The organism is Bifidobacterium bombi DSM 19703 (assembly GCF_000737845.1).
GTDB classification, from domain to species: domain Bacteria; phylum Actinomycetota; class Actinomycetes; order Actinomycetales; family Bifidobacteriaceae; genus Bifidobacterium; species Bifidobacterium bombi.
This window is the reverse complement of record NZ_ATLK01000001.1, coordinates 1,016,551-1,036,990: the sequence shown is the minus strand read 5'-3', so window position 1 is coordinate 1,036,990 and position 20,440 is coordinate 1,016,551. Positions and strand designations below refer to the sequence as shown.

At 59.5% G+C, this 20,440-nt stretch carries 18 protein-coding genes, 1 tRNA gene and 2 pseudogenes; 13 read left to right on the top strand and 8 right to left on the bottom strand.

What is annotated here, in order from left to right; translation table 11 throughout:
- Nucleotides 1-293: 293 nt before the first annotated feature.
- The 7 genes from ilvN to coaD form a co-directional block, all read right to left on the bottom strand.
- Nucleotides 294-848, bottom strand: a complete 555-nt coding sequence (gene ilvN / locus BBOMB_RS03940) for an acetolactate synthase small subunit (protein ID WP_044087089.1) — start codon at nucleotides 846-848, stop codon at nucleotides 294-296.
- Nucleotides 845-2,866, bottom strand: coding sequence for an acetolactate synthase large subunit (locus BBOMB_RS03935; RefSeq protein WP_081867283.1), 2,022 nt, complete (start codon nucleotides 2,864-2,866; stop codon nucleotides 845-847). Before BBOMB_RS03935 ends, ilvN begins: the two co-directional genes overlap by 4 nt.
- A 303-nt stretch (nucleotides 2,867-3,169) precedes the next feature.
- The gene (gene rnc / locus BBOMB_RS03925; RefSeq protein WP_152570117.1) at nucleotides 3,170-4,003 is read right to left on the bottom strand and encodes a ribonuclease III; all 834 of its coding nucleotides are present in this window, start codon (nucleotides 4,001-4,003) and stop codon (nucleotides 3,170-3,172) included.
- Nucleotides 4,004-4,238: 235 nt separating this feature from the next.
- On the bottom strand, nucleotides 4,239-4,433 hold the full coding sequence (gene rpmF, locus BBOMB_RS03920; protein ID WP_044087091.1) for a 50S ribosomal protein L32: 195 nt from the start codon (nucleotides 4,431-4,433) through the stop codon (nucleotides 4,239-4,241).
- A gap of 149 nt (nucleotides 4,434-4,582) precedes the next feature.
- Complete coding sequence (locus BBOMB_RS03915; protein ID WP_044087306.1) at nucleotides 4,583-5,251, bottom strand: YceD family protein; 669 nt, start codon at nucleotides 5,249-5,251, stop codon at nucleotides 4,583-4,585.
- 196 nt (nucleotides 5,252-5,447) lie between these two features.
- Nucleotides 5,448-6,386, bottom strand: a complete 939-nt coding sequence (locus tag BBOMB_RS03910; protein ID WP_052377430.1) for a hypothetical protein — start codon at nucleotides 6,384-6,386, stop codon at nucleotides 5,448-5,450.
- A 10-nt stretch (nucleotides 6,387-6,396) separates the two neighbouring features.
- Entirely contained in the window at nucleotides 6,397-6,918 is a 522-nt protein-coding gene (gene coaD, locus BBOMB_RS03905; RefSeq protein ID WP_044087092.1) for a pantetheine-phosphate adenylyltransferase, read from the bottom strand.
- Nucleotides 6,919-7,055: 137 nt separating this feature from the next.
- Here coaD and BBOMB_RS08485 point away from each other — a divergent pair, with 137 nt between their 5' ends.
- Nucleotides 7,056-7,349: a hypothetical protein gene (locus BBOMB_RS08485; RefSeq protein WP_238549881.1), complete on the top strand. Its 294-nt coding sequence runs from the start codon at nucleotides 7,056-7,058 to the stop codon at nucleotides 7,347-7,349.
- Nucleotides 7,259-7,492 (top strand): annotated as a pseudogene (locus tag BBOMB_RS08045) (DUF3039 domain-containing protein); the annotation flags it as partial. The gene BBOMB_RS08485 and the pseudogene BBOMB_RS08045, both read left to right, overlap by 91 nt.
- A 74-nt stretch (nucleotides 7,493-7,566) precedes the next feature.
- On the opposite strand, the gene BBOMB_RS03895 reads toward BBOMB_RS08045, so the two are convergent.
- Complete coding sequence (locus BBOMB_RS03895) at nucleotides 7,567-8,949, bottom strand: nicotinate phosphoribosyltransferase (RefSeq protein ID WP_044087093.1); 1,383 nt, start codon at nucleotides 8,947-8,949, stop codon at nucleotides 7,567-7,569.
- 202 nt (nucleotides 8,950-9,151) lie between these two features.
- Here BBOMB_RS03895 and BBOMB_RS03890 point away from each other — a divergent pair, with 202 nt between their 5' ends.
- The 11 genes and pseudogenes from BBOMB_RS03890 (at nucleotide 9,152) to rplA (ending at nucleotide 20,189) form a co-directional block, all read left to right on the top strand.
- On the top strand, nucleotides 9,152-9,778 hold the full coding sequence (locus tag BBOMB_RS03890; RefSeq protein WP_044087311.1) for a Pr6Pr family membrane protein: 627 nt from the start codon (nucleotides 9,152-9,154) through the stop codon (nucleotides 9,776-9,778).
- A gap of 253 nt (nucleotides 9,779-10,031) precedes the next feature.
- Nucleotides 10,032-13,130, top strand: a complete 3,099-nt coding sequence (locus tag BBOMB_RS03885) for an Rne/Rng family ribonuclease (protein WP_044087312.1) — start codon at nucleotides 10,032-10,034, stop codon at nucleotides 13,128-13,130.
- Between the two features lie 180 nt (nucleotides 13,131-13,310).
- Nucleotides 13,311-13,619 carry a 50S ribosomal protein L21 gene (gene rplU / locus BBOMB_RS03880; RefSeq protein WP_044087094.1) on the top strand — a complete coding sequence of 103 codons (309 nt, stop codon included), beginning with the start codon at nucleotides 13,311-13,313 and terminating at the stop codon, nucleotides 13,617-13,619.
- A 79-nt stretch (nucleotides 13,620-13,698) separates the two neighbouring features.
- Complete coding sequence (rpmA, locus tag BBOMB_RS03875; RefSeq protein WP_044087095.1) at nucleotides 13,699-13,953, top strand: 50S ribosomal protein L27; 255 nt, start codon at nucleotides 13,699-13,701, stop codon at nucleotides 13,951-13,953.
- A gap of 191 nt (nucleotides 13,954-14,144) precedes the next feature.
- Nucleotides 14,145-15,821 (top strand): GTPase ObgE, encoded by a 1,677-nt coding sequence (obgE, locus tag BBOMB_RS03870; protein WP_044087096.1) that lies wholly within the window; start codon nucleotides 14,145-14,147, stop codon nucleotides 15,819-15,821.
- Between the two features lie 163 nt (nucleotides 15,822-15,984).
- Nucleotides 15,985-17,176: pseudogene (locus BBOMB_RS03865) on the top strand (pyridoxal phosphate-dependent aminotransferase).
- Between the two features lie 179 nt (nucleotides 17,177-17,355).
- Nucleotides 17,356-17,431, top strand: a tRNA-Trp gene (locus BBOMB_RS03860).
- A 28-nt stretch (nucleotides 17,432-17,459) separates the two neighbouring features.
- Nucleotides 17,460-17,687: a preprotein translocase subunit SecE gene (gene secE, locus BBOMB_RS03855; protein ID WP_044087314.1), complete on the top strand. Its 228-nt coding sequence runs from the start codon at nucleotides 17,460-17,462 to the stop codon at nucleotides 17,685-17,687.
- A 49-nt stretch (nucleotides 17,688-17,736) separates the two neighbouring features.
- Nucleotides 17,737-18,570, top strand: coding sequence for a transcription termination/antitermination protein NusG (gene nusG, locus BBOMB_RS03850; protein ID WP_044087099.1), 834 nt, complete (start codon nucleotides 17,737-17,739; stop codon nucleotides 18,568-18,570).
- Between the two features lie 474 nt (nucleotides 18,571-19,044).
- Nucleotides 19,045-19,479, top strand: coding sequence for a 50S ribosomal protein L11 (rplK, locus tag BBOMB_RS03845; protein ID WP_044087100.1), 435 nt, complete (start codon nucleotides 19,045-19,047; stop codon nucleotides 19,477-19,479).
- A gap of 14 nt (nucleotides 19,480-19,493) precedes the next feature.
- Nucleotides 19,494-20,189, top strand: a complete 696-nt coding sequence (rplA, locus tag BBOMB_RS03840; RefSeq protein ID WP_044087101.1) for a 50S ribosomal protein L1 — start codon at nucleotides 19,494-19,496, stop codon at nucleotides 20,187-20,189.
- Nucleotides 20,190-20,440 lie beyond the last annotated feature (251 nt).

Genomic DNA, 20,440 nt, shown 5'->3' with positions numbered 1-20,440 from the left:
CACCGCCAGCCGAAATGAGTGGTTTCGTGGCCGGCGGGTTGTATCGATGGTCGAGGGCGGGGACGAAGGCGAAGGTCGGGACAACCGGCCAAAACAGCGTCACGAAGCCAATCCGGCTAAGCGTCGGGTTCGATGTCCTTGCCGCAATGTCGTCGCGATGTACGAGGCGGGGTATGCGAACTTGACCGAAGTCGAGGAGCAGGAGTCACCGAAATGGCATCCGACTATGCGCGCCCCGGTTTCCCCACTGGAGACGCCAGTTGTGTCATAGTCACACTTGAAAGGAGGCGGAGTCACCTTCCTTTGATTTGCGACCCCACCACTTTTTCGCTGAGTGCGTGGGGTCCACGTGTCATGGCGACGGCACCGCTGCGCACAAGCTCGATGATTCCATATTGCCCGAGCATCTCCAGGAGCGCCTCGATTTTATCTTCGCCGCCCGTTGCCTCGATGGTGAGCGATTGGGTGTGTACATCCACGACCCGGACGCGGAACATGCGCACCAACTCCAATACATCGGATCTGTTGGAGGAATCGACCGCCACTTTGATGAGCACCATCTCGCGTTCCACCGTTGTGGAACCGTCCAGATCCACGATCTTGAGGACATGAAGCAGTTTGTTCAGCTGTTTGATGATCTGTTCGAGCGGCGCCTGCGCCACATCTGCGGTGACGGTGATGCGGGAGATGTCATCGCGCTCGGTGGGGGAGACGGAGAGCGAGTTGATGTTGAAGGCACGGCGGGCAAACAGGCCCGCCACCCGTGCGAGTACACCGGGTCTGTTCTCCACGAGCACTGAAAGGGTGTGGCGGCGTGAGCCTTCCTGTGAAGCGGGGTAATCGCTCATGATGTAGCCTCCTGCGTGGTCTCGTCCTGGACGTTGTGCGTGTTGCGGCGCAGCAGTGGCTGCACTCCTGGTTTATAGGTCACTTCGTCGTTGGATGCGGCCGCCGCGACCATGGGCCACACCATGGCATCCTTCCATACGATGAAATCGACGAGCACGGGTCTGTCGTCAATCGCGTTGGCCCGCCGTATGGCCTCGACTGCTTCGTCCTTCGTTCGCGCCCGCAGTCCGACGCATCCGTATGCCTCCGCCAGCTTCACGAAATCGGGTATGCCCGTCAGGCCGTCAGGGCAGTTCGCCGTGGCCTGTCCATTCCGAACGATGTCCTGCGCTGCGAAACCACCCTCGCTTTCCTGGAGGTTGGTTTGGGAGTAATGCTGACCGTAGAACAGGGTCTGCCATTGACGGACCATGCCGTAAACCGAGTTGTCGAGTATGGCTATCTTGACCGGAGCGCCGTCGAGGACCGCGGCGGCGAGTTCCTCCGAAGTCATCTGGAAGCTGCCGTCGCCATCGATGAGCCACACCGGCCGTCGATGCGCGAGAGTACGGTTCGTCTGGTTTGCTGGGTTGGCCGGGTTTGTCTGGTTTGCTGCGTTTCCGTTTCGTTGCGTCGAAGGAACGTCGCTTTGCGCGATACTTGCGCCGATGGCGGCCGGAAGGCCGAATCCCATGGTTCCCAGGCCTCCGGACGATATCCAGGAATGCGGGTTCTCAAAGTCGATGAACTGCGAGGCCCACATCTGGTGCTGGCCGACGCCGGAGACCCAGATCGTGTCCTGTGCGCACTGCTGTGAAAGCTGTTGGACGACCCATTGAGGAGCCAATGACCCGTCGGTCGGTTCCGCGAACGTGGATGGGTAGTCGGTGCGCCAGCCATCGATGATCTTCCACCAAGCGCCTAGGTCGGGTTTGCCGTGGCGTTCCTGTTCTTCCTTGATGGCATCGATGAGGCCTTCGAGTACCTCACTCACGTCACCTACGATGGGCACGTCAGCCTGGCGGCGCTTGCCTATTTCCGCGGGATCGATGTCGATGTGCACCACCTTGGCGCTTGGGGCGAAGGCGCTCAGTTTGCCGGTCACACGGTCGTCGAATCGTGCGCCTATGGCCACGAGCAGGTCGCATCGTTGCACGGCGGCCGTTGCTGGAACGGTGCCGTGCATGCCGAGCATGCCGAGGTTCTTTGGGTCGCTGTCAGGGACGATGCCGCGCGCCGGCAATGTGGTGGTTATCGGGGCCCCGGTGAGGTCTGCCAGCTGTTTCACCAATGCCCCTGCGTTGGATCGGGCGGCTCCGCCACCCACATAAAGTACGGGTCGGAACGAACGTCCGAACAGCGTCGCGGCCTCCTGTAGTCCGTGCCCGTGCGGCTTCGTGGTGGGATGGTATCCGGGCAGGATGAGCCGTTGCGGCCAGGTGTAATTCAGCGTCCCCACCTGCGCGGTTTTCGTCAGGTCCACGACCACAGGACCAGGTCTGCCGCTTTGGGCAACGTAATAGGCTTCCGAGAGCACGCGAGGGATGTCGTTGGCATCGGTGACCAGATAGGAATGCTTTGCGACCGGGTAGGTGATGCCCACGGTGTCGGATTCTTGAAAGGCATCGGTACCGATGGCGTCCACCCCGACCTGACCGGTGATGACCATCAAAGGGACCGAATCCATATTCGCGTCGGCGATCGGCGTGACCATGTTCGTGGCTCCGGGGCCTGAGGTGACCAGACATACGCCCACCTTTCCGGTGGATACGGCATAACCCTCAGCCGCATGTCCCGCGGCCTGCTCGTGGCGCATCAGTACAAAACGAAACTTGGTGTCCGGATTGATTTCGTCGTATACAGGAAGAATGGCGCCCCCGGGGATGCCGAACACGTCGAGCACGCCCAGATCCTCCAACGTGCGTACGAGGGCCTGGGCTCCGGTCATATGCTCGCCTTGGCCGTCGTCGGTCTCCCTGGTCTTGCCTTCAGGTCGCGCCACGGCGCGCAATGTTTGCAATGGAGCTGTGTTTGCCATGGTCTCATTCCTCTCTGCGCAAACAGGACTTCGGATTCAGTGCGACTTGACGTCGGCACCAATGCGACGTTCATATTGCCCGCGATGTCGTATACGTCCCCCGTGTGGTGCCGGGTCCCGATGAGAAGCAATGGTATATGGCCTGGAAGGTGTGCAGTACTCTCGTTTCGAATGCTGGTCAGCATGCCCGAACGGACCGCTGGACGAAAATGCGCTACCGATTGATGACGGACCGAAGACGGATTTGATGGATGACTCGTCCGGTGGCGATGGTTTGTCGGAAGGCACCGCCCTTGTGGTGCCTCAGTGTTTGTCCCCGTGGTCGTGACCGTCACGCCGTTCATCGAGGGCAATCCATGCCATCTGCGCCGCCTTGAGCTGCGCCTTGCGTTTGCTGCTTGCGGTGCCTTTGCCCAATACCTCATCCGATCCACTCACCATCGCTTCGGCGGTGAATTGCGGCGAGGTCTGCGAGCCGCCGACAGCCATGCGGTAGCAGGTTTCTCCCAGCCCCATCTCATGCGCCTTGATGGTGAAGGAGGTTTTCCAGTCAAGCGCTGGTCCTTCCGTAGCCACCTGAGCCAATGTGTCGTCGACGAGCCGGTGGACGACACGCCTTGCCTCTTCGATTCCGTGTTCCACGAATGTCGCTCCGATAAGCGATTCCACGATGTCGCACAGAATCGAGCTTTTCTGCGCGCCGCCGTCTTCGGCTTCGCCACGACCCAGCAATATGTAGGGGCCTATCTGCAATTTTTCGCGTGCGATCTGTGAAAGCGCGTCCTCCGAGACCGCCGCCGCACGCATCTTGGCAAGTTGGCCTTCGCTCATATCGGGATGTTCGCGGTACAAGGTTTCCGTCGCCACGAGCTCAAGTACGGCGTCACCGAGGAATTCGAGCCGTTCGTAGTTCGGCACTCCTTCATGCTCGTGTGAGAACGAGCGGTGCGTGAGCGCCTGGACCAGTAGATCGGGTTGCAGCGTCGTTCCCAGTCGTGCGAACAAGGCATCGGTCGTGGCGCGGTCCGCAGCGGGTCTATCGGGGTCGTTGCGGCCGGTGGCGTGAGCGTCGGCTTGACCGTTCGTCGACGTATGTGGGTTCGTGCGTTGTGGTTCATGGTTCTTGGTCATACTCATCGCTTTCGATTATCAGGGGCGCAGTCTTCCGTCCGTGTTCGTCCGTATCGATGATATCGCCTGCCGGCGGATGTCGGTGGCAAAGATGACGGGCGCGTTTTGGTGTATGGTCTCCGGGCTCATGACATGTCTTGCATCCATCGCGTGGCGGTGCAGCATATATGAGAGGGCCCTGCCACCCGTCGATGGCAGGGCCCTCTCATATATGCTATTCGCAATTATTCAAGCGGTCCGCTCACTTGCTGAGCGTAGAGCTGATCGCCTCACGGTACACGCGGCCGTTATAGGAACCGCAGCTCGGGCAGGCCATGTGGGCCTTGGTCGGAGCCCCGCAATTGGGGCAAGCCATGGTCTTCACCGCTTGCGCCTTCCAGGCGGAGCGACGGGTATGCGTGTTGGCTCGCGAAGTCTTGTACTTTGGCAGTGCCATGATAATCCTCAATTCGTTCGAACTTACGTGCTTAAGCGAAGTATAGTCTAATGTGGACCCGGTACAAATGAGAACATGTCTCGGTTTGTGCGCCGTGTGCCCGTGCCTTTGCTTGCAATGGGGCGTGGTGTTGGGCGGCCGCTGCCGTGTCAGCGCCCGTCGGTCGTGGTGTCTTCCTTCAGCTTGTCCTTCAGCTCGGCCAGCACCGAGAACCGGTCGTCCACTGTCTCATGGTGGTGATTCGGCGCATCGTTCAGATTGATGCCGCACTGTGGGCACAATCCCAGGCAATCCGGCCTGCACAACGTCTGCAGTGGTAGTCCCTCCACGAGTGTGTCGCGTAACAGTGCTTCGAAATCGGCGTATTCACCATCGGAGCTCAAGGGGTACACGTCCTCGGATTCGTCCTCACCATCGATGATGTCGAATTCGTCCTTTGCGGTCTGTCTGCCACCCGGTCGTTGGCGCGCAGAAAGCGAAGCGGCGTCATAAGGAAAGAACGCGGTGACGTCCATGTTCCAGCCTCGGTCAATCGGTTTGAGGCAGCGGGTGCATTCGGCATGTACCGGAGCGTCGAACGTCCCAGTGAAAACCAACCCATCGGAAATCGAATCGAATGAGCCGTTCACTGTGACGATGTCGCCTTCCTTGACACCGACGATTGCATCACCGATGCCGCTCGGTGCGGGGAATTGAGCATCCACCGTCTGACTCTGGCCCGGCCTTGAGGACACCTGCCCCACGGCATACGCCCAAGGGGAACTGTCCGGACGGATGCGTCCGCCTTGCCCTGAATCCTGTTCCTGGTGTGATCGCATAAGTGATTCGCTTTCTTTCTGCATTGTTCTTCTGCATTCTTCGTCGTGTACGATGATATTTTCCATATCGACGCACACGTCGCGCATTTCCCTGACAGCTTCATGGCGTGAGGCGAAGTGACCGTTCGGTAGGTGTTCGGCTGCCGTCCATGTCGGTCTCGTCCACAAGCGCCCATGCTGCACGACGGGTTTTGATTCACGCATCGCCGTTGCGGTTTTTCACCTCGCTCGAAAGGGTTTGCCGTTGAGTCGTGGAAAGGCGTTGAGACGCTTCGTTCTCGCGCTCCTTGAGAACAGTGAGGCCATTGTTGACGTCGCTGGCGTATTTCGCCAGTTGTTCCTGTAGATTCTTCATGACATCGATGCAGTAGTCGTTCGCACCGTTAGTGAGTTTCTCCGATTTTTCCTGTGCCTCACCGACGATGGTGCGTGCCCGTTCCTGGGCCAGTTGTGTGACACGCTCGTGACCCGCCAGGAATTGTGCCTGCTCTTCGGCTTCCTTGGTGATTTGTGCTGCTGTGCTTTGCGCTTTGGAAACGATGGATTTTGCCTGCGATTGTGCGTTGGTGAGCCTGCGTTCGGCCTCGCGCATCAGGGAGGAAGCGCGTTCCAATTGCACGGGAAGCATTGTTTTCAGCTGCCCGAGTCTCTGCGAGAATTCGGCGCGGTCGATGTGGGCCATGTTGGGGCTGAATATTCCCGACTTCGCATTTTCGACCATGCTGTCCAGCTCGTCGATCACATCGTAGACAGTGGTGAATTCATCTCTGTTCCTGCGAAGCTGCGGATCCTGCGTCGCCTCGTCGTCATCGCCGTTTTCCCTCAGATCAGGCAGATCTTCGGCTGAAATGGGCAGTGGGGGCTTGCCATTGACCGGGGTTTCCCGTGATGTGCCCGCATCGATGGGTTCAGGGATGACTTGGTGGGACTGGGTGATGTCACCGGAATCCTCCTCGTCACGATCTTGGATGCCGGGCTCGAAGCTTCCGGTGCCTGTGCCGTCCTCGTTCATGGCCTCGGGGTATCGGTCCGACGAAGCTGCGTCCTGTTCATTACCCGTGGCCTTCACCGGTTTGCTCTCGTTGGTGATGTCCTCATCGGCCTCATCGCCGCCTGTGCTGATGTTCTCGGGCATGATACCCCTTTCATTCGTTGTCGTCGTTGCTTCCTATGTCATCGGTGTCCGTTCGCTTCAAGGCGTTTTGAAGCATGGGAACCACGCAGTCGGGAACCATGCCCGTAACGTCGCCTCCATGCCGGGCCACATCCTTGACGATGGAACTTGAGATGTGTTCCAGGACGGGGTCAGCCGGCAGGAACATCGTCTCGACCCCTGATAGCTTGCGGTTCACCAGAGCCATTCCCAGCTCCGCCTCGTAATCGCCGTTCTGGCGCAATCCTTTGACGATCGTGGTGGCGCCGACCTGTGTGCAATAATCGGTGACCAGTCCGTGTGTGAACGTCACCGTCACATCGGGGTATCCGTCATCCTGCAGGGCCCTGCGAATCACCTTGACTCGTGTCTGCGGCGAAAATAGCGGTGTCTTCGCTGAATTCACCGCCACCAAAACGTGCACCTGGCCGAATATGCGCGCACTGCGTTCGATCACGTCCAAGTGGCCGGCCGTCACCGGATCGTATGAACCAGGGCACACTGCTATAGTCATGTCTTAAGGATAGCGCGCAAGGCTGATAACCATGCGTTCAGCCGTTGTGTTCGTTCTGTTTCCCCGTCGACTTCCCGTTCGCGTCCATTCGCCGCGAGCATGCGTGAAGACAACACCGGCAGGTATGATGAATGCAGATGGTTGCGTTTTTCGGGTGTGGCCTCGGCTTCGTGGAGGGGAGTGGTCTTATGGTGGTTTCCATTGCCGGCAGGTCGGCGGTTTCTTCAAAGGCGTCTTCGTTGGTGGCCTTGCGTTTCAGCGACATGGCGCGTCTCTCTCCGGCGGTATGCGACGAGGACACGGGCGTGGCGCCCGCGAATCCCGATTCCCCTTATCATGAAGCGGCACCGCCGTTCTTGAGCGGCCGAAGACGGAGGAGCGAGGGCAGACGAGCGATGACGGGGACGCCGACAGATTCGCTCATTACGTGACCAAGGGAAGACTTGAGGAATCGCGTCTGACTGGTAGACCGGTCGTGGCTTTGTGCGGCAAGATATGGAAGCCCAAACATGACCCTTCGAAGTACCCTGTATGCCCTGAATGCAGGCGCATATACGAGGAGATGGTCGGTTAAGTCCGCATCGTTGTTGTAATGCCGTTGCGCCGCATGTGTGAGTCGTCCGGTAATCTCGATCGCTCGTTGCGATTCTAGAGCACTTGAATTTGCGTGGGTATCGCTGGGTCGCCCTTCATCAGCGATTGCGCGGCTATGGGAAGGCGGCTGAGCTGTGCCGCACGATGGGCTCTGGCCGTCATGATGGCGTCGTGGCCTTGATACCGGGTGTCTGCTTGCCCTTCGACCATGTAATCGACCAGCAGATTCTCCGTGTCCATATCATCTGGGGTGTGGAAGGATTCCAGACGCTCGTTCGAACCCGATACGACGTGCTCGCCGTTGGCGAGATTGTACTCGTACGATCTGTAGGCGAGCTTACGGCCAGGCAGACTCGCCTTGTCTTTGGACCTCTTGCCTACCGGCACCATCTCGCCGTTGTTTCCTTCACGCTCGGTCATCTTGTAGACCATCGCGCAGGTCGGAGCCCCCGATCCAGTCACCAGCTTCGTGCCGACGCCGTATGAGTCAACCGGTGCCGCTTGCAGACCGGCGAGCGCATATTCGTCCAGGTCGTTCGTGACGGTGATCTTGGTCTGCGTGGCGCCCAAGGCGTCAAGCTCACCGCGTACCCGTTGTGCCATTTCCGCCAGATCGCCCGAATCGATGCGCACGCAGCCGAGCTCGGGGCCTGCTACTTCAACGGCGGTCTTCACCGCCTCCTCAATGTTGTATGTGTCGACCAGCAGGGTCGTGGACCTGCCGAGCGCATCGATCTGCCCTTGGAAGGCATCGCGTTCGCTGTCGTGCAGAAGGGTGAAACAGTGCGCTGAAGTACCGATGGGCTTCAATCCGTATGTCTTGGCTGCCAGGAGGTTCGCCGTTCCGCTGAACCCGCCTACGACCGATGCCCGCGCCGCTGCCACGGCGGCCCACTCATTGGTGCGGCGTCCGCCCATGTCCATGCAGGGGCGGCCCTTGGCTGCCGTACTCATGCGCGAGGCGGCGGCGGCCACCGCAGAATCGTAGTTGAGGATGGAAAGTATAAGCGTCTCGAGCAGGGTACATTCCGCGAACACTCCTTCGACCTGAAGGACCGGGGAGTCAGGGAAGTAGATTTCGCCCTCGCGGTATCCACGAATCGTGCCGTGGAAACGGAAGCCCTCAAGCCAGCGTACCGTGTTCGGGCTTACGATGCGATTGTCGTACAGGAATCGCAGATCGTCCTCACCAAGTCTGAAATGTTCGAGTGCGTCGAGGAGACGTCCCGTTCCGGCCACGACTCCGTAACGTCGGCCTTCAGGCAGATGGCGCGTATACACCTCGAATACGCTTCTGCGGTTGGCCGTACCGTCCTGGAGTGCCGCGTCGAGCATGGTGTATTCGTACATGTCCGTCATCAGGGCCGGTGAATATGCGAGCGGGCAGTTCGGCTCGGCATCGTCTTTCTGTGAACGGTCAGCTTGATGGTCAGTCATATCGTCCTTCCAAGGTGAAGTCAAGTGAACGGACTTCCTTTTCGTGTCTCTGTGCCGTGTCGTGCGAACGCACTGGGAAGAGCGGCTGTCGTCCGCGGACCCCGTGTGGGATTCTTCGCAACGACGGCGCGAAATGTGACTCTTATCCTAATTTGGCAGTCGGACGAAGGTTTTCTCCCTTCGGGTACGTATGCTGTCAGGCATGAAATATTTTGTGAGCGTCTATCGTTTCGTCATTGCGTTTCTGTGTCTGGCGTGGACCAGCGTAGCCTGGACCACCACGAGCTATTGGGTCTACTTCACCTACCAGTCCAACTTCGTGCTCGGTCTGGTCATGCTATGGGCCGCGATTGCGTTGCTGATCGACGGCAACCAGCCTCCCGCCTGGCTAAAGGGGGTGCTTACGCTCTACATCATGGTGACGGGCATCATAGCCACGGTCCTGTTGCCGCCGCCGAATCCAGCGACTGCCAAATACGTGTTCGGCATCGTGACGAATCTGATTCTACATAAGGTCGTTCCCATCATGGCGAGCGTCGATTTCCTGCTGTTCGACCCGCATCGCCGGTTTAAATGGCATTACGTCTTCTCCTGGCTCATATATTTTCCTCTGTATCTCGCCTTCATCTTGATCCGTGCTGCGCTGTGGCCGCATTCGGGGCCGGAGCCGCATGGAAATCCCTATCCCTACGGGTTCATCGACCTGCCGAAGATAGGTCTGGAGCAGCTCGTCGTCAATTGCGCAGGTTGCGTGGTGTTCTTCATCGTGCTTGGGTTGCTGCTCTTCCTGATTGATCGGATTCTGCCTTCCAAGCCGCTGGTCGGCTGAGGTTCTGACGCTCCGTATCCATAGATTTTCCAGGAAAGCGGCCCCCGGGCTGCTTATGGCCTATACTGGAACGAGGTGGTTCTGCAAACCGCCGGGTATCGATGGCGTCGATCCCCTCGTGCATATGGGCACGGGCGTTGGTGTCCGCCGTCGGCAGTGAGGACTTTTGAAGTGGCGCTGGTGTGGTCGGTCGATGCGAAGGCATGCTGAAGACCCGCATCGGCGGCGCGGACGACTGGAGAAAGCGATGCGATTGCAGCGCATCGCAAGGAGTATTGTGCGCAAGACAACACATGACGAAGACGAGCGAATCTCGGCTTCACAGGAAACGGAACAAGACACTGGCTTTGTTGCAGGACGCGAGCCTGTTGACGGCGCTGAAAAGCGCGGGGCGGGTGCGCGGCGCCGGCGGGTGGGCCGACGGGTGGTACGAGGAACTGGTGCGGCCGGTGCCGCCATGAAACTCAAGGTCGAGGAGCTCGAGGAACGGGCGGATGAAGCCTCTGCGGCGACGGAGCTGGATGGGCCACAGGAACATGACCCGGTGCGCAAACCAGCCGGGCGCAAGCGAACATCGAGGAAAACGGGATCCGACTTTTCCGAGCCTTCTGCGACGTCTACGGGGCGTTCGGCCGAAAAGGATGGACGCGACACACAGGACGAGGACGCGGGGCATAACCGTGCGTCATCCTCTTCGGCAAGAAGTTCCCGTGGCACCGTTGCCAAGGGCCGGCGCCGGCGCGTCTCGTCGGTCAGGCGGAAGGATCTTACGGATTTCGGAAACGATGCCGAAACCGGCGACTCGGATGAGCCGACGCCGAAGATGTTCGAAGACTCCCGTGACATGGTACAGGGCGATTCGCAGGAGTCGCGCTCGAGGTCGCGCACAAGCGGTTCAACGGGGTCGGTGCGGGTGAAGCCCAGCGCTTCGCTGCTGTTCCAGGAGCCCGTCATCCCGACGATTGACGCATATGGGCTTGACGACGAAGCCGGTGATGAGGCTGACGGGTTCGTCACGGTGGTGCGTACGGGCCGTGGTCGTCGCAGGCTGAACGCCGAGGAACGAAGGGCTTCCGACGAGGTGGAGCAGATCGAAGAGGATCTTGCCGGCGAGCACATCGAGTACGCTCCGATAGATGACGGCGACGAAGATGAGCCTGTCCTGACCGGGGGCCGCAGGCGCGCGAAGCGTTCGGCCTCCTCTCGTGGAGTCGATGAGGAGGATATGGACGGTTCCGCTGTGCGTGGTGGTCGTTCCGGGCGTGGGCGCATGGGACGCAGGGATGATGCCCACGCAGCGGACGATGAAGGGGGCAAGGCGGCGCTCCCGGCACGTCGGACGAGGCGTGGCAGAAGCGTGGGGATCGAGGGCATCGAGCGGGTTGACAGCCTCGATGATTTCGATGAACCCGTCGAATCCGGTCACGATGATGACTCCGATTGGGATGAGGATTCGTCTACGGTACGTCGTAGAAGCAGGCGCCGTGCGCGTGGCGATGATGAAGGTGAATCGCGTACCACACGGCGCAAGGTCGGGGCTCGACGCGCAAAGGGCGACGATGAGCGCGATGACCTTGAAGACGCGGGGTCAGATGCCGAGGAGGTTCGCTCCGGTGGGCATGACGAGGAGGAGGGGCAGCCGCTGACCCGTCGTCGTCGCCGTCGCCGCGCCGCAGAAGCCGAGGGAGAGGATCGCTCCGTGCGCAAGTCGGGCCGTGCGGCGACCCGTTCGCGTAAGCAGCAGTACATCGACGAGATCACCGACATCGAAGGTTCGACCAGGCTGGAGGCCAAGAAGCAAAGGCGGCGGGACAATCGTCGGGAGCGCAGTCGTCAGAGCCAGATTCTGGAGCAGGACTTCCTGGCGCGACGTGAAAACGTCAATCGCCTGATGGTGGTGCGTCAAAAGGATCGGCATACCCAGATTTCAGTGATTGAGGACGACGTTCTGGTTGAACACTACGTTTCCGATATTCAAGAGGTGGCCACGGTCGGCAACATCTATTTGGGGCGTGTGCAGAATGTGCTCCCCAGCATGGAAGCCGCTTTTGTGGACATCGGGCAGGCTCGCAACGGCGTGCTGTACGCCGGAGAGGTCAACTGGGATACCACCCGTCTCGAAGGGCAGCCCCGTCGCATCGAGTTGGCCTTCAAATCCGGCGACCCCGTCTTGGTGCAGGTGACCAAGGATCCGATAGGCCACAAGGGTGCACGTCTTACTTCACAGGTCACTTTGGCCGGGCGCTTCCTCGTGCTTGTGCCGTCCGGCGGGATGACGGGCGTGAGCCGGAAATTGCCCGAACGCGAAAGGACGAGGCTCAAGTCGATCGTCTCGAAGATAGCCCCCAAGGACATGGGAGTCATCATCCGCACTGCCGCCGAAGGGGCCAGCGAGGAAGCCATCGGGAAGGACCTGGAGGCGCTCAGGCATCAGTGGGAGAAGATCGAGGAGAAGCACGAGACCTACCGTCACGGCAAGCGCGCCAAGCTGCTGCAAGGCGAGCCCGATATGGCCATTCGGGTGGTCCGAGACATCTTCAACGACGATTTCAGCAGGATGATCGTGCAGGGTGATGAGGTCTACTCGCATATCGAGGATTATCTGGACACCATGGCCCCCGACCTGAAGGATCGCCTTGAGAAATGGGATCCTGAGGAGCACGAAGGCAAGGACGTATTCGACAAATGGCAGATCGACTCCCAGTTGCGCAAGGGCATGGAGCGTCAGGTCTATCTGCCCAGTGGCGGCTCGATAGTCATTGACCGTACCGAGGCGATGACCACCATCGATGTCAACACCGGTCGCTTCATCGGTAAGGGCAAGTCGCTTGAGGAGACGGTCACGCGCTGCAATCTCGAAGCCAGCGAGGAGATCGCCCGCCAGCTTCGTCTGCGTGATATCGGCGGTATGATCATGATTGACTACGTGGACATGGTCATGCCCGCGAACCGCGATCTGGTCCTGCGCCGCCTGGTCGAGTGCCTGGCCCGTGACAGGACCAAGCATCAGGTGGCCGAGGTGACTTCTCTGGGACTTGTCCAGATGACCAGGAAGCGGATTGGGCAAGGTCTGGTGGAGGCCTTCTCCGAGGAATGCCCCACCTGCAAGGGACGAGGCTTCATCCTGCACGACGAGCCCACAGTCTCCGCCGAGTATTCCGACCCGTACGCCATGAAGGGTGGCGACCCATTCGTCAAAACCAACAAGCATGGTCATGGAGCCTCGCCTGAGGTCGCGGCTCCGCAGGGGTCCAGTCCTGACCTGAAGGCCAAGCTCGCCCAGATCGCGGCCGCGGCCGCGGCCGCCGGAGATGATGGTGACGACCTCGTCTTTGAAGGTGACGAAAGCTGAACCCATGACCCAGGCTTGGGTTTCGACGTCGGGCCGTTGTGCCCGCGACCTGCCTCAAGCGTGTCGTCGACGATGGTTGACGTTAGTACACGGCCCGGTGTACTCTAATAACTTGGTGTCTGGCCAGACGGGTCGTTTTGCGCCGGACGGAATGCTTTGTCGAATAGCAAGGAATGGATTATGTACGCGATTGTGAAGGCCGGCGGCCATCAGGAAAAGGTCGAGGTGGGCGACAAGATGCTCGTCAATCGTCTTGACGCGAAAAAGGGCGATACTGTTGAATTTCCGGTTGCGCTCGTGGTTGACGGTGCCAAGGTGACGATGGCGGCCAAGGACTTGGCGAAGATCTCCGTCAAGGCCGAAGTGGTGAACGATGAGGCCAAGGGACCCAAGATCAACATCCAGAAGTTCAAGAACAAGACGGGCGTGGCGCGTCGCAAGGGCCATCGCCAGAAGCTCTCCTTGGTCAAGGTCACTTCCATCGCCTGAGGGCTGTAGGGTCGTTTCCACTGTCCGTAACGGTGGAGTTATAGCTTTCAAGAACACTTGATAATCGAAAGGAGCCATCATGGCACATAAGAAAGGTGCGTCCGCTTCTCGCAACGGTCGTGATTCAGGGCCACAATACCTTGGCGTGAAGAAGTTCGGCGGCGAGTCCGTCGTGGCGGGCAACATCCTCGTCCGCCAGCGTGGAACCAAATTCCATCCCGGACAGAACGTAGGCTGCGGCAAGGACCACACGTTGTTCGCCTTGGCCGATGGCAACGTGAAGTTCGGTGTGCGTCGTGACCGTAAGGTCGTCGATGTGGTCACCGCAGAGTAACGGGGCAAACGCATAGAAGCAAGGGCCGCACTCCTCAGACCGGGGAGTGCGGCCCTTGCACTGTCAGGTGCGTCTCAGGGGCTTCGGCGCGTCGAGCGTCGTCGCAACCATCCCGGTCCCGCGGCGCGAACGGAGAATTTGGTGCCGTGTTACCTTAGGGCCGGGGCTGATACAGGTGTAAAGGGAGAACCATGGATTTTGTAGATAGGGTCACGCTGCACGTCAAGGGTGGCAACGGCGGCAACGGTTCCGCCGGGGTCAAGCGCGAAAAGTACAAGCCTCTCGCCGGTCCCAACGGGGGCAATGGCGGTGATGGCGGGTCGGTCATTCTCGAGGCGAGTGACAACGCCAACAGCCTTCTCGACTACCGTTTTGTGCCACACCGTTCTGCCGAGTCCGGCACGATGGGTCTGGGGGACACGAAGGACGGTTCGAAGGGCGCGGACGTGGTGCTGCCCGTCCCACCGGGAACAGTGGTGTTCGAAGCCAAGGGAGGCACAGGCGAGAGTAAGCGTCCCGGGCGGCAACTGGCCGACCTTAGTCACGTCGGTGACCGTTACGTTGCTGCCGAAGGCGGCATCGGCGGTTTGGGAAATGCGGCGTTGGCAAATAAGGTGCGCCGGGCTCCGGGCTTCGCCTTGCTTGGTGAGCCTGGTGAGGAACGCGATATCATCCTCGAGCTCAAATCGATTGCCGATGTGGCCCTCGTCGGTTTTCCTTCTTCTGGAAAGTCAAGCCTCGTCGCCGCCATGAGCGCGGCGAAACCGAAGATTGCGGATTATCCGTTCACTACGCTCGTGCCGAATCTCGGCGTGGTCGATATGGGCGAGTATCGCTATACGATCGCGGATGTGCCTGGGCTTATCCCCGGTGCTTCGGAGGGCAAGGGGCTGGGCTTGGAGTTTTTGCGCCACATTGAGAGGACCGAAGTGGTAGCGCACGTCATTGACTGCGCGACGTTCGAATCCGACAGGGACCCGATTTCGGACTATCATGCGCTGGAGGCCGAGCTTGCCAAGTACGCGGACCGATTGGAACTCCCGATGGGCGTCATACCCATCGCTGAACGCCCGCGTGTCATCGTACTCAACAAGGCTGATGTACCCGAAGCCAAGGAACTGGCCGATTTCGTCAAACCTGAATTCGAAAAGATGGGGCTTGCGGTCTATGTCATCTCCACCGTCACCCATGAGGGCCTTGATGAATTGGGCTATGCTCTGGGTGCCCTGGTGTCGCGGCTGCGGGCCGGTCTTGCTGAGCAGGAGAGTCGGAGCGAACAGGAGCGCGTGACTATCAGACCGCTGGAACAACCGGCTTTACGCAGACGTCGTGGGTTTGACGAACGGCGTTCGGCCGGGGATTTCAAGGTGGAGCGTCAGGAGAGCAAGTCCGGCGACGTGTGGTATCGGGTTACGGGTCTGAAGCCGGAGCGTTGGGTTCGGCAGACTGATTTCGACAACGACGAGGCCGTTGGCTATCTGGCCGATAGGCTGGCAAGCCTTGGGGTAGAGGATTCCCTTCGCCACAGCGGCGCCCGGCCAGGCGATGAAGTTCGCATCGGCAAGGGTGACGACTATGTGGCGTTCGATTGGGATCCGACCATTTCCGCAGGTGCTGAGATGCTTGACGGCGCTCAGTTGGGAGCCAGAGGCCGGGATCTGCGCTTGGAAGAGGGTTCCGATGGCGGCCGCAGCCACCGTCGGACGAATGCGGAGAGACGCCGCGACTACCACGAGATGATGGATGCCAGAACGGCGGTTCGCGAGGCCATGCGTCAAGAACGTTCCGCCGGGCATTGGGCCGATCCGGCCATCGCCGATGATCCTCATGACGAAAACGCGATTCTGGGCGGTCACGAAGTCGAATAGGCCTACTTTGGCTATAATTCGTTATGTATAACGCACTTTTGTCTGAACGTGACGTCCGAGCGTCCCTCCCGGCCGTCGGATAAGACCGTCTGAGGTCACCGACATGAGGAGTCCTGGCTGGCTCGGTACATTGGATGCCGCGTGATATTCCAAAGGAAGCACCATGCTCAGTGATCGCATCAACCAAGTCGGCGAAAGCGCCACGCTCGCAGTGGATTCCAAGGCGAAGGCCATGAGGGCGTCGGGCGTCGATGTCATCGGCTTCGGCGCCGGGGAACCGAATTTCCCAACGGCTGATTACATCGTCGATGCCGCCGCGCAGGCCTGCAGGGATCCGAAGAACCATCGTTATACGCCCACGGCCGGTCTTCCCGAACTGCGCGAAGCCATTGCATGGAAGACACGCAGGGACTCAGGGTTTGATGTGGATCAAAGCCAGGTCGTCGTCACCAACGGAGGCAAGCAGGCCGTCTATGAAACCATGCAAGTGCTTGTGAATCCCGGCGACGAAGTGATCGTCCCCGCGCCATATTGGACGTCGTACCCTGAGGCGGTCAAACTGGCCGGAGGCGTCCCGGTCGAGGTGTTCGCCGGTGCCGAACGTGGTTTCGAACCCGGGGTGGCGGATTTTGAAGCGGTTCGGACACAGCGCACCAAGGCGGTCGTCATCAATACGCCGAACAATCCAACAGGTGCGGTGTGGAGCGACGCGACACTTACGGACATCGCGCGGTGGGCCGATGACAACCATATCTGGATCATCTCCGACGAAATATACGAACATCTGACGTACGATGGAGCGGGAACGGGGTATGTAGGTGCTCTCGTGCCGCAAGTACGGGACAGGTTGATCGTACTCAACGGTGTGGCGAAGACGTACGCCATGACCGGATGGCGCGTGGGGTGGGCCGTGGCCCCGCAACCGGTGGCCCGAGCGATAACGAAACTGCAGGGTCACCTGACTTCCAACGTCGCTGATGTCTCGCAACAGGCAGCCCTCGCCGCGGTTTGCGGTCCGCTTGATGTCGTCGCGGGGATGAGGGAGGCGTTCGACAGGCGCCGCAAGGCCATCGTCTCCGATTTGAACGCCGTAAGAGGCGTCACCTGCCCGATGCCTCGCGGTGCGTTTTATGCCTTCGCTGACATTCGGCCGTTGCTTGGCGCGCCGCTGGGGCTGCATGGGTCGGTGGCGGATTCGTCTTCGCACTTTGCGACGTTGCTACTTGATGAGGCGCACGTGGCGGCAGTTCCGGGGGGAGGCTTTCGGAGCGCCTGGATACCTGCGTTTTTCGTATGCGCTGGACGACGAGAGCCTCACCGAGGGGATGCGCCGTCTCAGGGAGTGGGTCGGCTGAGCATCGTGCCGTGGTGCTCGCCGTCTGCGCACCGTGTTGTACGGAGCGTGGCACATCAGGCCTTCTGACTCGCCGCGACGAAACCCGATTGGACGAAATGGGATTGAGCCGCTACGATAAGTCATCGGCGGTTTTGTCGCTGCGTCCTTGGTTGCAGGTACGCTTGACAGAGTTCACCTAGGGAAGTGGCGCAATTGGTAGCGCAACGGTCTCCAAAACCGTAGGTTGTGGGTTCGAGTCCCGCCTTCCCTGCCAAGTGGCAGGAATCAAGCAAAGGATGGAAATGGCTAAGGCAAATAAAGCGGTGGCGGCTGCGAAGCCGAACATTTTCATGCGCATCGGCCTCTTCATCAGGCAGATCATCGACGAAATGCGTAAAGTGGTGACTCCTACGGGGAAGGAACTCGCCAGCTGGTCATTCGCGGTGTTCATCTTTGTTCTCATACTGATGCTCGTCGTTTCGCTTATGGACTTCGGCTTGGGCAAGTTGACGTTGTGGCTCTTCGGCTGATCGGCGTTGGTCTTGCATATCGATAGATTGTGAATTCAAGGGGCAAAGCATGAATGATGATGTGAATCTTGATGGTCTTGATTCGTTATCGGGTTTGACCGGTGGCGAGACGTCCTCCAAGGAGGAAGCCGTGGCTGATGCGGCGCTGGCCACCAATCTCGGCTTGGATTCTCAGAACGGTGCCGATGATTCCGCTTCTGCCGACCTCTCCGATGGCACCGCCGCGACGAAGGAGGGAGCGGATGCCGAGCAGTCCGACTCCGACGATGTCGCTGCAGCTGCACTCAAGGAATTCTCCAAGAGCCTCAGGGGGCTTGAAGGCAAGTGGTATGTGCTGCACACATACTCCGGTTACGAGAAGCGGGTCAAGGCTAATGTGGAGTCCCGCATCCAAAGCTACGGTCTTGAGGACAAGATCTTCCAGATCGAGGTGCCGCTTGAGGAAGTCGAGAAGCACACCGATAAGGGAAAGAAGATCGTCACTCGTGTTCGCGTCCCCGGTTACGTGCTCATCCGCATGCTGCCGGATGATGATGCACGCCGTATCGTCCGCGAGACCGAGGGTGTGACCGGATTCGTCGGGCCAACCAAGGAACCTGCACCGTTGACCCGCGACGAGGTAGTCAAGATGATGGCCCCCATGATCACCTCTCAGGCGCTCAAGGATGCCGGAGACAAGCCGGCCGCCGCCAGAAAGCGCAAGATTGAGGTTTCCTATGCCGTTGGGGATCAGGTCACCGTCACCGACGGGCCATTCAACACCATGGCGGCTGTGGTTTCCGATGTCGAACCAACCGCGCAGAAGCTTACGGTGCTGGTCTCCATCTTCGGTCGCGATACGCCGGTCGAGCTTGGCTTCGAACAGGTGAAGAAGGTGGCCTGAAGCCTGAGGATATGCCGTCATCGACTTATTCAGGGTGCTGCGATGTAAGATTTGCGGCACCTTTTGTGTTGTAGTCACTTTCGTCATGTCCCTTGCTTCGCGTTTGGCTCGATTCAGTCGGCGTTCGTCACGTCCGAGCAGACCCGGTCGCGTGTCTACCGCTCGTCGGAAACGGTCTTCCTCCCGTTCAAGATGGCGAGATTGTCCGGTTCGGTTCGCGTGGACGTCTGGTTATTCAACTTCATGGGGCGTGGCTTCCGTTGTTTTGCGGCGTTCCGTCGTACCGGCCCTGTCTGAGGACTCTGGCATAATGGAAAGGCTTGCGTCTGGAGGGGAGACCCGCTAGCACAGCACAGCAATTATCGGATGCGGGAGGAGACTCTGTCCGCGTGGTGCATGAGGGCAAACGCCCATAATGACCGCAGACGCTCAGAGCGACCGAATGTACCGCGCGAGTAGGAAGAGGTGCCATTCATGGCTGCCAAGAAAAAGAAAGTAACTGCGCTGATTAAGCTGCAGATTGAGGCTGGCAAGGCCAACCCCGCACCGCCTCTGGGACCGGCTCTGGGTTCTCACGGTGTCAACATCATGGACTTCTGCAAGGCGTACAACGATGCCACGAAGGACAAGATGGGCCAGGTCGTCCCTGTGGAGATCACCGTCTATGAAGACCGCTCCTTCACCTTCATCACCAAGACCCCTCCGGCCGTGGCGCTGCTCAAGGCGGCCGCCGGCATCAAGAAGGGCACCAGCAACCCGCTGACGACGAAGGTTGGTTCCGTCACCAAAGCCCAGGTCCGTGAAATTGCCGAGACCAAGATGCCCGATCTTTCCGCACGTGATGTGGAAGCCGGCATGAAGATCATCGAGGGCACCGCCCGTTCGATGGGTATTACGGTAAGCGACTGAGGGGGAGAATACAGATGGCCAAGAAACATTCCAAAGCATATCGTGAAGCGGCCGAGAAGGTCGATTTCAGCAATCTGTACACGGCCGCTGAGGCCATTGCCCTGCTCAAGAGCATGCCAAAGCGGGGTTTTGACGAGACCCTCGAAGCCACCTATCACCTGAACGTCGATCCCCGCAAGGCCGATCAGCTCGTCCGTGGTGTGGTGAACCTGCCTAACGGCACCGGCAAGACGGCCAAGGTGCTTGTCTTCGCACGTGGCCCCAAGGCGGCTGAAGCGACCGAGGCCGGCGCCGATATCGTGGGCGACGATGAACTGGTCACCAAGGTGCAGGGTGGATTCCTCGACTTTGATGCCGTGGTGGCGACGCCGGACATGATGGGCAAGGTCGGTCGCTTGGGCCGAGTGCTCGGTCCGCGTGGTCTTATGCCTAACCCCAAGACCGGCACCGTGACCATGGACGTGGCCAAGGCTGTTGCCGATATCAAAGGCGGCAAGATCGACTTCCGTGTGGATAAGGACGGCAATCTGTCTTTCATCATCGGCAAGATGTCCTTCGATGAGCAGGCGTTGGCGGAGAATTTCCAGGCTGTGGCCGAGGAGATCAAGCGTCTTCGTCCTTCCACCGTGAAGGGGCGTTACATCACCAAGGCGACGCTCACTTCGACGATGGGGCCTGGCGTACCGCTTGATATCGCCCCGCTTTCCTGAACCAGTTTCAGGATACCACTGCGTTGATGGTGGTTTTCATCTTCTCCCGCAATAGCGATTTCGCATCGCCCGTTGCGGGAGATTTTGTATCTGTCCTACGCAGGTACCTATATGCTTCCCACCTTTTCAACCACATATATTGCTGCTACTCAGAGGGTAGTATGTGCTGCCATGGGAGGTTGCATGCATGAGTGGGGCTATGACGTGACGCAGAAAGGTCTGCGACTTGTCCGTCGCCGGCGTTGTGCTCA